The sequence below is a fragment of the Pseudomonas sp. LBUM1645 genome (genome assembly GCF_059716185.1).
The window spans coordinates 378386-390543 of the sequence record NZ_CP166811.1 but is presented as its reverse complement, the minus strand read 5'-3'; the positions used below and the strand labels follow the sequence as shown (position 1 = coordinate 390543).

The 12158-nt window shown below is 59.9% G+C and carries 9 protein-coding genes; all 9 read right to left on the bottom strand.

Features of this window, described 5'->3' with window-relative positions; genetic code table 11:
- Window positions 1-160: 160 nt before the first annotated feature.
- A complete protein-coding gene (mdoH, locus tag ACA079_RS01725) occupies window positions 161-2731 on the bottom strand; it encodes a glucans biosynthesis glucosyltransferase MdoH (protein WP_497702375.1) in 2571 nt (856 codons plus the stop codon).
- Window positions 2724-4583: a glucan biosynthesis protein G gene (locus ACA079_RS01720; protein WP_497702374.1), complete on the bottom strand. Its 1860-nt coding sequence runs from the start codon at window positions 4581-4583 to the stop codon at window positions 2724-2726. Before ACA079_RS01720 ends, mdoH begins: the two co-directional genes overlap by 8 nt.
- Window positions 4584-4904: 321 nt before the next feature.
- Window positions 4905-5342 carry a D-aminoacyl-tRNA deacylase gene (dtd, locus tag ACA079_RS01715; RefSeq protein WP_415772835.1) on the bottom strand — a complete coding sequence of 146 codons (438 nt, stop codon included), beginning with the start codon at window positions 5340-5342 and terminating at the stop codon, window positions 4905-4907.
- Window positions 5339-6310, bottom strand: coding sequence for a prolyl aminopeptidase (pip, locus tag ACA079_RS01710; protein WP_497702373.1), 972 nt, complete (start codon window positions 6308-6310; stop codon window positions 5339-5341). Before pip ends, dtd begins: the two co-directional genes overlap by 4 nt.
- A 113-nt stretch (window positions 6311-6423) precedes the next feature.
- Complete coding sequence (locus ACA079_RS01705; RefSeq protein ID WP_497702372.1) at window positions 6424-7344, bottom strand: alpha/beta hydrolase; 921 nt, start codon at window positions 7342-7344, stop codon at window positions 6424-6426.
- Window positions 7345-7506: 162 nt separating this feature from the next.
- Window positions 7507-8454: a choline ABC transporter substrate-binding protein gene (locus ACA079_RS01700; protein ID WP_497702371.1), complete on the bottom strand. Its 948-nt coding sequence runs from the start codon at window positions 8452-8454 to the stop codon at window positions 7507-7509.
- 220 nt (window positions 8455-8674) lie between these two features.
- Window positions 8675-9478, bottom strand: coding sequence for an N-formylglutamate deformylase (gene hutG / locus ACA079_RS01695; RefSeq protein WP_497702370.1), 804 nt, complete (start codon window positions 9476-9478; stop codon window positions 8675-8677).
- Window positions 9479-9488: 10 nt separating this feature from the next.
- On the bottom strand, window positions 9489-10694 hold the full coding sequence (gene hutI, locus ACA079_RS01690) for an imidazolonepropionase (protein WP_497702369.1): 1206 nt from the start codon (window positions 10692-10694) through the stop codon (window positions 9489-9491).
- A gap of 17 nt (window positions 10695-10711) precedes the next feature.
- A complete protein-coding gene (locus ACA079_RS01685) occupies window positions 10712-12121 on the bottom strand; it encodes an amino acid permease (protein WP_497702368.1) in 1410 nt (469 codons plus the stop codon).
- Between the last annotated feature and the right edge of the window lie 37 nt (window positions 12122-12158).

The following is a 12158-nucleotide window of genomic DNA, read 5'->3' as shown; positions in this document are numbered from 1 at the left end:
CGGGTTTCCCTTGGAAAACCGGCAGATACGAACAGAAAGTTGTCCGGGCGCACCAATTCGGGGACGGATGCTAACGCACTCGTTCGTTTGCACAAGGGTTTAAGCAGGAATTGTTGCTCGACGCCGCGCAAAAAAAACCCCGCTTTCGCGGGGTTTTTTATTAGGCCAACTGAGGCTGCGCACTCAGTGGCTTGAGCGGTAACAGCGGCGCATGGGGATCGGCTTTCACCGATTTACGCCACGCCTCCAGCCACTCGGGGTGACCTTCGTTCCAGATCTGCTCATGCAGACGACCCAATGCCACCGGGTCACTGAGCAGTTCCACGCGCTCATTGTTGCTCAGACCCTCAGGCCCGGCTTTCAGCGCATGACGCACCCGTTCGATCCGCAGCCACTCGATCGGCTCGGCCTGACGGTGACGGGACGTCGCCAGCGAGCACGCCAAGGCGTTCTGCTGTGGATCGACCACTGCCCGGACGAAGCCGTCGTTCAGCGCATGCCAACGATTTTCGTGGGTGTACTGGTCGGTCGCCAGCAGCGCCTGTGGCGGATTGTATTCCTCAGGGATCAGGAACAGGCTTTCGTCACGGGACTTGAGGCCCAGGCCAACTCGACTGGAGATCACCGACACCGGAATCGACAGCATCAACGAACCGACGATCGGCACCAGCCACCAGAGGAAACTCGGGTTTAGCCAGATCACCAGCAGGGCCCAGAAGAAGCCCAGCAAGGTTTGCGGACCGTGGCGTTTGACCGCTTCGCTCCATGGCGTGGAGTCGTCGTCACGTTGCGGCGAGTTCCAGGTCGCGGCCCAGCCGAGGAACGCGGCGAGCACGAAGCGGGTGTGGAAAATCATCCGCACCGGCGCCAGCAGCATGGAGAACAGCATCTCCAGCAGCATCGACAACGTCACCTTGAACTTGCCACCGAACTCTTTCGCGCCCTTGGCCCAGATCAGGATGATGCTCAACAACTTCGGCAGGAACAGCAGCACGACGGTGGTCGAGAACAGCGCGATCGCCTTGTCCGGGTGCCATTGTGGCCACAACGGATACAGCTGGCGTGGCTCAAGGAAGTACTGCGGCTCCATCAGCGTGTTGACCGCCAGCAGCGCCGTCGACAGCACGAGGAAGAAGAACCACAACGGCGCCGACAAGTAAGACATCACGCCCGTCAGGAACACCGCACGGTGCACAGGGTGCATGCCTTTTACCAGGAACAACCGGAAGTTCATCAGGTTGCCGTGACACCAGCGACGGTCACGCTTGAGTTCGTCCAGCAGGTTCGGCGGCAATTCTTCGTAGCTACCCGGCAAGTCGTAGGCAATCCACACCCCCCAGCCGGCACGGCGCATCAGCGCCGCTTCAACGAAGTCGTGAGACAGAATTGCACCGGCAAACGCGCCTTTACCGGGCAACGGCGCCAGGGCGCAGTGCTCGATGAACGGCTTCATGCGGATGATCGCGTTGTGGCCCCAGTAGTGGGATTCGCCCAACTGCCAGAAGTGCAGACCGGCGGTAAACAGCGGACCGTACACGCGGGTGGCGAACTGCTGCATGCGTGCATACAGCGTGTCCATGCCCGAAGCGCGCGGCGCGGTCTGAATGATACCGGCGTCCGGGGTAGCTTCCATCAAGCGCACCAGACTGGTCAGGCAATCGCCGCTCATCACGGAGTCCGCGTCGAGCACGACCATGTACTTGTAATCACCGCCCCAACGACGGCAGAAGTCGTCGAGGTTACCGCTTTTACGCTTGACGCGACGGCGACGGCGGCGATAGAAGATCTTGCCGAAGCCCTTGGCTTCACGGCAGACGTCCAGCCAGGCTTGTTGCTCGGCGACGCAGATGTCGGCGTCGTTACTATCGCTGAGGACAAAGAAGTCGAAGCGATCCAGGTTGCCCGTGGCCGCAACCGACTCGAAGGTCGCCCGCAAACCGGCAAACACCCGTGGCACGTCTTCGTTGCAGATCGGCATCACCAGTGCGGTGCGAGCGTCCGTAGGGATCGGCTCGTTACCCGCGCTTTTACCGGAAATGCGGTATTTGTCGTGACCGGTGAGCAACTCGAGGAAGCCCATCAGTGCCGTCCAGAAACCCGCCGACACCCAGCAGAACAGAATCCCGAACAAGATCAGGATGCTGGTTTGCAGTGCATACGGCAGCACTTGCGTAGCCGTTTGCGACAGCGGTTGATGCAGCACTTCGTTCAGGTCGACGAACGACCAGCCCTGGTACGGCATGATGCCTTTCATGTACCAGCCGGCGACGATGGTCTGGCCGAGCATCAGCACCAGCAGAATGTAGCGTCGGATCGAACCGACAGTGCGCCAGCGAGCAGCCGGTAGCACACGCTCATCCTTCGGCGGGGCCGGCGGATTGGTGCGACCGGTCAGACGACGCCAGCCACGCACCAGAATGTTGGTGCGCCACGGCTCCGGCACGACTTTGGTCCGACGAATCGGCGGGGTTGCCCGAAGGCAAACCCGGCCGCTGGCGTCGAGCACCAGCATTTCAGCGTCGGCCAGTTCTTCGGCGGTGTTCAGGGTCAGGCGACGACCCACCGAAGCTTGAGCAGCCTCGGTCGGCGCGTCGAACGTCGAGGACGAAAGGCGCTCATGCAATTCGCTGAAAGACTGGCAGCCCGCGAGTTCCGCGCGCTGCTCGTCGGTCATCGGTAGATGCGCCAGATACTCGGCAAGAGTCTCTGGCTGTACTTGAGAATTACTCATCGGCAGGCAACTGATAGCTCCAGGTCTCGGTCAAGACTTCTTCAGTCGGTACCGATTCCGGTGTGGCTGGGGCCGCTTCGGCAGCGACTGGCTGCTTGGCGTCTTTGTTGTCCTTGTCCTTGTCCTTGGAATCTGCAGCTGGCTTGGCTTCGACCGGCTTGGCTTCAACCTGCTTGGCTTCAGTCTGCTTGGTCTCAGTTTGCTTGGTTTCCTTGGCTTCCTTGTCCAGCTTCTCCTGCTGCCGAGCGGCAATCTTGTCAGCCTTGGCGACGGAAGAATTGGAGGCCGGCAACGATGTTTTGGCCAGGTCGGCAGTCACGATGTTCTTGACCAGTGCAGCACGCATCTCGGTAGGCTTGCCCGGATCCTTGATTTTCATCCGCAGCGTCAGGCGCCAGCCCTTGGTTTCAGGGTTGTAACGCACACTGTTCTCGACCAGCTCGCCATTCTCGCCAACGCTGACCTGGCTACGAACGTCCGTATCTGCCGGCAATGCCGCAAGAGACGGGCCTTCGAAGTCCACCAGATAAGCAACGCTACCGTCCGGCTGACGAATCAGGTTGGACTGTTTCACGTCACCCGTGGAACGCAGGGTCTGTTGGACCCAGGCGCTGTCCGGCGCATGAAGTGCGGCTTCGTCGATGGTCCAGTGCATGCGATAAGCGACGTCCAGCGGCTGGCCAGGCTCAGGCAGTTTTTCCGGACTCCAGAACGCAACGATATTGTCGTTGGTTTCGTCGGCAGTCGGAATCTCTACCAGATCGACGGAGCCCTTGCCCCAATCGCCTTTTGGTTCGATCCAGGCACTTGGGCGCTTGTCGTAGCGGTCGTCGAGGTCTTCGTAGTGGCTGAAGTCGCGGCCACGTTGCAGCAGGCCGAAACCGCGCGGGTTCTCGATCGAGAAGTTGCTCACCGCCAGGTGTTTCGGGTTGTTCAGTGGGCGCCAGATCCACTCGCCGTTGCCGGCATGGATCGACAGACCGCTGGAGTCGTGCAGTTCGCGACGGTAGTTCAGCACTTTCGACGGCTGATTGGCGCCGAACAGGAACATGCTGGTCAGCGGCGCAACACCAAGCTTGGTGACCTTGTCACGCAGGAACATCTTGGCCTTGACGTCGACAACGGTGTCGCTGCCCGGACGCAAGGTCAGGCGATAGGCACCGGTAGCGCGTGGCGAATCCAGCAGGGCGAAGATCACCAGGTGCTTGTCACCCGGTTTCGGCTGTTGAATCCAGAACTCGGTGAAACGCGGGAATTCTTCGCCGGACGGCAACGCGGTATCGATGGCCATGCCGCGAGCGGACAAGCCATAGGTGTGACCCTTGCCGACAACGCGGAAGTAACTCGCGCCGAGCATGGTCATGATTTCGTCTTGCTTGTCAGCCTTGTTGATCGGGTAAAGCACGCGGAAACCGGCATAACCCAGTTGTTCGGTGGCTTTAGGATCGAACTTCACATCGCCGAAATCGAAACGACTTGGGTCGTATTTGATCTCTTCGACGGTGTTAGCTGTGATTTCGTTGATTTTCACCGGCGTATCGAAATGCATACCCTGATGATAAAACGACAGCTTGAACGGAGTCTTCTGATCGGCCCACTCGGCTTTTTCGGTCAGGAAGCGAATTTTTTGATAGTCCGCGAATTTCATCTCGCGGAACTCGTTCGGCAGGTTACTGCGCGGAGCTTCGTATTTCTGCCCGGCCAGCTCTTTTGCCTTGACCGATACATCATCCAGATTGAATGCCCAAAGCTGACCGGCGCTGAGCAGGCAGAGCAGTGCAGAGCCCGCTACCAGAGCGCTTCGTAACCGTTTGGCAGACAATTTTGGTGCATTACAGGGACTAACAATCACGAGCAACCCTCGCCGAAAACAGATCAAGAAACCAACGGCCAGTTAAAGTGCCTGTGGGGTGTGCGGCATGAAAAAACCGACCCTACAGACCACTCTTGCCAAGTTGGCGAGCATTGTTCCGACTCCTATGGGGCTAAATGATTCCCCAAGAGGTCCAGGACAAGTCTCTACCTAAGTCAAAATGGACCAACGAACGCTGATCCCCGTAGCGCGCGATTATCTAGTAGGCCGCGTTACAACGCATCAGGGGTAACAAAGTATTTATCGCGAAAAACGCCTGTTTTCAGTCGAAATGCCCTTAAAAACATGTTTCAAGCGCTTTCAGGTCTGTAACAGGAAGGTTACCGGGCCGTCGTTGACCAGGTGCACCTGCATATCCGCGCCGAATCTACCTGATGCCACAGTGCCATGCACCTGTTTCGCTTTGCTTAATAGATAGTCGAAAAGTTCCTCGCCAAGGGCCGGAGGGGCAGCGGTCGAAAAACTCGGGCGCAACCCGCTCTTGGTATCGGCGGCCAGGGTGAACTGTGAGACCAGCAGCAACCCACCGCCTACATCCGCCAGGGACAGATTCATCTTGCCCTCGGCGTCACTGAACACACGATAGTTAAGCAGTTTCTGCAGAAGTTTGTCGGCGCTGGCCCGAGTATCCTCGGGCTCGACCGCCACCAGCACCAGCAATCCCTGATCGACGGCGCCAACCACCTCCCCCGCTACCTCGACTCGCGCGCCACGCACGCGTTGCAGCAGGCCCTTCATGCTTCTTCAGGGGCCAGGTCGAGCAGACGATGGGCCATCTGATCGGCGGCACGAACCAGTGCGTCAGTAATGCCCGGTTCGGAGGCGGCATGGCCGGCGTCACGGATCACCTGCAATTCACTGTTCGGCCAGTTCTGATGCAGTTCCCAGGCGTTGTCCAGCGGGCAGATCACGTCGTAGCGACCGTGGACGATCACGCCAGGCAAATGGGCGATCTTGCCCATGTCGCGGATCAGCTGGTTGGGCTCAAGGAACGCATTGTTGGTGAAGTAGTGACATTCGATGCGGGCGATCGACAGCGCGCGCTGTGGCTCGGAGAAACGATCGACCACCATCGGGTTCGGGCGCAGGGTGGCCGTCCGGCCTTCCCAGGTGGACCAGGCCTTGGCCGCGTGCATCTGGGCAATCTGATCGTTGCCGATCAGGCGCTTGTGGAAAGCCGAGAGCAAGTCTTCGCGCTCGTCCAGCGGGATCGGCGCGATGTAATCTTGCCAGTAATCGGGGAACAGACGGCTGGCGCCACACTGGTAGAACCACTCGATTTCCTGCGGGCGGCAAAGAAAAATCCCGCGCAGAATCAGACCGTGCACACGCTCCGGGTGGGTTTGCGCGTAGGCCAGCGCCAGGGTCGAGCCCCACGAACCGCCGAACAACACCCATTTTTCGATGCCAAGGTGCTGGCGAATTCGCTCAAGGTCGGCGACCAGATCCCAGGTGGTGTTGTTTTCGAGGCTGGCGTGGGGCGTGGAACGACCGCAACCGCGCTGGTCGAAGGTCACAATGCGATACAGGTTCGGATCGAAATACCGACGGCTCTGGGCATCACACCCGGCGCCGGGGCCGCCGTGGATGAATACAACCGGCAAACCTTCCGGCGAACCACTTTCGTCGACATACAGCGTGTGGGTTTTATCGACGGCCAGATCGTGCCGGGCGTGGGGTTTGATCTGCGGGTACAAAGTCTGCATTGCGCGCTCCGTAAGGGGTCGAGGTCATCCCTGGGGGGACTTCTATTATTCTGCCGTCCGGCATCATAAACCCGAATTACGCCAATGAGCATGCCTTGCAGAGTCAGAGTTTTTCAGCCCGTTTTTTCAGACAAATAGCCGAGCAGCGTTTCATAGAGTGCGTCGACCTCGGCGACTTGCCCCCGAGCCCGCAAACAGCCGTGAACCAACCCCTCGCCGTAATAGAGCGTCGCGGCCACGCCGGCTGCGTTCAGTCGCTCAGCGTAGAGCATGCCGTCATCGCGCAGCGGGTCGAATTGCGCCACGGCGATCAAGGCCGGCGGCAACCCACTGAAATCCTCGGCGAGCAACGGCATCGCATAGGCACTTGGCTGTCCGGTGCCGCGCAAGTACAGGGCGTGATAACAATCCAGATCGCTGCTGCTGAGTAAGGGAGCATCGACGCATTCGCTGCGCGACGGCAATCGGTGATCACCGCCCAGTCCCGGATAAATCAGCACCTGAGCTGCCGGCAATGGCTCGCCCGCATCGCGCAACGCCAGACACAACGCCGCCGCAAGGTTGCCACCGGCGCTGTCCCCGGCCACCAGCGTTCGCTCGGGATCGAGCCGGAATGGCCCGGTCCGTAGCGCGCGCCAGACACCCAGACAATCCTCGAACGCCGCCGGAAACGGATATTCCGGCGCCAACCGATAATCGACGGCGATCACCAACACGCCAAGCGTCGACGCCAGTTCGGCGCAGATGAAGTCGTGGGAATCCAGGTCCCCCACCACCCAACCGCCGCCGTGCAGATACACGATGCATGGACAACCGCTGGTCGGTGGCGAAACCGGCGGTTGATAAGACCGCACCGGCACGCCGGCCAATTCAAAATCGACCACATAAAGCCCGGCGGGAGGTGACGGGGTGAACGCCCGGCACATGTCGCTATAAGCCTGGCGCAAACCACCGAGACTGCTGTCGGTGCTGTTGAAGCTGACGGTTTTCTCGACGAAAGCCGCCATCTGTACTGAAAGCGGGTAAGGAGCCATGAGTCTGATGCCAGCCTGTTCAGGTTTTTGAGACGGACCTAATGACCTGTGGGAGCGAGCTTGCTCGCGATGGCGGACTGACAGGCAACATCGATGTTGACTGTTATTGCCTCATCGCGAGCAAGCTCGCTCCCACAGGTTCTGCATACATCTGGACCGGTGTCAGTTTTTCAAACTGGTCTGAACGGTCGCCACGCCATCCTTGCCATCAAAACTGGTGACACCGGCAAGCCAGCGCTGAAGATCCTCGGGATGATCGCGCAGCCATTGTTTGGCAACGTCCTGAGGCGTCTTGCGCTCCATGATCGGCACCATCAACTGGCTTTCCTGGGCGGCGGTGAAGGTCAGGTTTTCCAGCAGACGGTTTACGTTCGGGCAGCGCTGGGCGTAATCCGGGGCGGTCACGGTGGAGACGGTGGCGGCGCCTTCGTTCGGGCCGTAAACGTCTTCGCTGCCGGTCAGGTAGGCGATCTTCATGTTGATGTTCATCGGGTGCGGGGTCCAGCCGACGAACACCACGAATTCCTTGCGATTCACCGCCCGCTGAACGGCGGCAAGCATGCCAGCCTCACCCGACTCGATCAGCTTGAAATCCTTCAAGCCAAATTGATTGGTCTCGATCATGGTTTTGATGGTGGTGTTGGCGCCGCTGCCCGGCTCGATACCGTAGATCTTGCCGCCGAGCTGATCCTTGAATTTGGCGATATCGGCGAAGGTTTTCAGGCCCGCTGCGGCGACGTACTCCGGTACGGCGAGGGTTGCCTGAGCGTCGGCCAGGCTCGGTTTGTCCATGACCTTCACTTGATTGGCGGCCACGAACGGCGCGATGTTTTTGTCCATCGCCGGTTTCCAGTAACCGAGGAAGATGTCGAGGCGCTTGTCGCGGATGCCGGCGAAGATGATTTGCTGCACGGCGCTGGTTTGCTTGCTTTCGTAACCGAGGCCATTGAGCAGCACATCGGCCATGCCACTGGTGGCGATCACGTCGGTCCAGTTGACCACGCCCATGCGCACGGCCTTGCAGGAAGCGTCGTCACTGGCCAGAACGCTGGTGCTCAGAAGAGCAGTGCCGCAGAGGATTGAGAGACAGCGGGTGAACAGTCTTTTCATCGGGAGGATCTCGTGCGGCAGCGGATTATTGTGGGCTCGGTGTCTTCATGCACCGTGCCCAGAACATTACGCAGCGTCGAGAGGGTAAAAGCGAACTGTGGCGACCGTGTTTTGCACGGTGGCGACAGCACCAAAAAGATCGCAGCCTTCGGCAGCTCCTACAGGATCGGGTTTTCACACGGTCAATGTAGGAGCTGCCGAAGGCTGCGATCTTTTGATCTTATGCGCTGTAGTGTTTCTCGCCCCAAGCCAACAACCCTTGCAGCAATTCCTTGAGCACCACTTGCGTCGGCGCCGCCAGGTCCGGGCGATAACGGAACGGCTCGAACTCTTCCATATACGTGCACTGGCCCAACTCCAGTTGCACCGCATGGATGTTCTCGGCCGGATTGCCGTAATGACGGGTGATGTGGCCGCCCTTGAAACGACCGTTCAGCACATGGCTGTAATCGCCGTGGCGCGCGCAGATGGCTTCCAGCTGAGTGGCCAACTGCGGATCGCAACTGGCGCCGTTGAAGGTGCCGAGGTTGAAGTCCGGCAGCTTGCCGTCGAACAGGTGCGGGATGATCGAGCGGATCGAGTGCGCATCGAACAGCAGCGCGTAGCCGAACTCGGCCTTCAGTCGCGCCAGCTCGTTCTGCAACGTGCTGTGGTACGGCGTCCAGATCTGCTCCAGGTAAGTCGCGCGTTCTGCGGCCGATGGCTCATGCCCTTCGCGGAACAACGGAATGCCGTCGAACAGCGTCGCCGGGTACAGACCGGTGGTCGCGCCGACATACAAAGGCTTGTCGTCAGACGGTCGATTCAGGTCGATGACAAAACGCGAGTATTCGGCGGCCAAGGTGCTGGCGCCCAGCTCGGCAGCAAATTCATAGAGCTGCGGGATATGCCAGTCAGTGTCCGGCAGGCTTTTCGCGTCGGGGATCAACCCGGCTTCGACCGTCGGGGTCAGGCGCAGGCCGGCGTGGGGCATGCTGATCAGCAGCGGCACGCGGCCTTGTTTGAAGTTCAGAACTTTATCCACAACTGTTCTCCTAAATGCTCACTTCAACGCCGTGACGCACGACGCGTTTTTCCAGGTCACCGCCCAGCCAGTACGACAGGTCGGCCGGACGATCGATTTGCCAGGCGACGAAATCTGCACACTTGCCGACTTCCAGCGAACCGTGAGTTTCAGCCATGCCCAGCGCGGCGGCGGCATGAATCGTTGCACCCGCCAGGGCTTCTTCCGGGGTCATGCGGAAACAGGTGCACGCCATGTTCAGCATCAAACGCAACGACAGTGCCGGTGAGGTGCCTGGGTTGAGGTCGGTGGCGATGGCGATTTTCACGCCGTGTTTGCGCAAAGCTTCCATCGGCGGCAATTGGGTTTCCCGCAGAAAGTAGAACGCGCCGGGCAGCAACACCGCGACGGTACCGGACTTGGCCATGGCGATGGCGTCGTCTTCGGTCATGAATTCCAGGTGATCGGCCGACAGTGCGTGGTAACGCGCGGCCAGACTCGAACCATGCAACGACGACAACTGTTCCGCATGCAGCTTCACCGGCAAACCGAGCTTCTGCGCGGTGATGAACACCCGCTCGACCTGCGCCGGCGAAAACGCCAGGTATTCGCAGAACGCGTCCACCGCATCCACCAGCCCTTCGGCGGCCAGGGCCGGGAGCATCTCGGCGCAGATGTGATCGATGTAGTCGTCGGCGCGATCCGTGTATTCCGGCGGCAAGGCGTGAGCGGCCAGGCAGGTGCTGCGCACGCTGACCGGGAGCTCGGCGCCGAGGCGTCGGATGACCCGCAGGATCTTGCGTTCGCTGGCCAGGTCCAGGCCGTAGCCGGATTTCATTTCGACCGTGGTCACGCCGTCGCGCATCAGGCTCTTCAGGCGCTTGGCGGCGCTAGCGAACAGTTCATCTTCAGTGGCCGCGCGAGTGGCGCGCACGGTGCTGGCGATACCACCACCGGCCGCTGCGATTTCTGCATAGCTGACGCCTTGCAGACGCTGTTCGAATTCACCGCTGCGGTTACCGCCGAACACCGTGTGGGTGTGACAGTCGATCAGACCCGGCGTCACCCAGGCCCCTTTAAGATCATTGACTGCCGGGTACTCGCCCGACGGCAGTTCAGCGCGTGGGCCGATCCACTCAATGTGCGCTCCTGACGTCACGATGGCCGCATCCTCGATGATCGAGTAGGCGCCTTGCGCCATGGTTGCGACGTGGCAGTGTTGCCAGAGAGTTTTCATCCGTGGCCTCCGTTAGGTTATCGATGAGAAAAAGATGGTTCCCGCTCCACGGGTACGGTCTTCCCTGCCGCCGGTTTCACCCACGTCAGGTAGGCCAGCACCAGTAATACAATCCAGACCACGCCGACGATCAGAGCCGCCTGGGTGTCCGGGAAATAGCCCAGCACGCCAAAGATGAACAGCATGAAGGCAATCGCCGCCATCGGCGCATAGGGCCAGAACGGCACCGGGAATTTCAGTTGGGCGACCTGTTCGGCACTCATGGAACGACGCATGGCCACTTGGGTGAACAGAATCATCAACCAGACCCACACCGTCGCAAAGGTGGCGATGGAGGCGATCAACAGAAATACGTTTTCCGGAATCAGGTAGTTCAGCAGCACGCCCAGCAGCAGCGCGACACTCATCACCACTACCGTCATCCATGGCACGCCGTTGCGCGACAAGCGGGCGAAGCCCTTGGGCGCATGCCCTTGCTGGGCCAGACCGTACATCATGCGGCCAGCGCCGAAGATGTCACTGTTGATCGCCGACACTGCCGCCGAGATCACCACGATATTGAGAATGGTCGCCGCCGAGCTGATCCCCAGGTTGTCGAAAATCTGCACAAATGGACTGCCTTGGCTGCCGATCTGCTGCCATGGAAAAATCGACATCAGTACGAACATCGTCAGCACGTAGAACAGCAGGATACGCAACGGTACGGCATTGATCGCCCGGGGCAGCACGCGCTGCGGGTCTTTGGCTTCACCGGCCGTTACGCCGATGATTTCAATGCCGCCAAACGCAAACATCACCACCGCGAACGAAGCGATCAAACCGCCCACACCATTGGGCATGAAGCCGCCATGGCTCCAGAGATTGCTGATGTCGGTCGCCTGGGCGCCGGGCGCCGTGCTGATACCGAACAGCATGATGCCGAAGCCACCGAGGATCATCGCGACGATGGCCGCGACCTTCAGCAGCGACAGCCAGAACTCCATTTCACCGAAGACTTTGACGTTGCACAGGTTCAAGCCACCGACCACCGAAACGATGCCCAGCACCCAGATCCAGCGGGCGACCTCCGGAAACCAGAAGCCCATGTAAATGCCGAATGCGGTGACGTCGGCCATGCCGACGATGACCATTTCAAACGCGTAGGTCCAACCGAGGATGAAGCCCGCCATCGGCCCAAGATAAGTGCTGGCGTAGTGGCCGAAAGAGCCCGCCACCGGGTTGTGCACCGCCATCTCACCGAGGGCGCGCATGACCATGAACACCGCCGCACCACCGATCAGGTAAGCGAGCAGTACCGCAGGACCGGCCATTTGAATGGCCGAGGCAGAACCGTAAAACAGCCCGGTGCCGATCGCCGACCCCAGCGCCATGAAGCGAATATGTCGGGCAGAGAGCCCGCGTTTCAAACCCTTTTCTGACTGTTGCATTGCTCGTCCTTAATTATTCTTATTCGACGCAAAATCG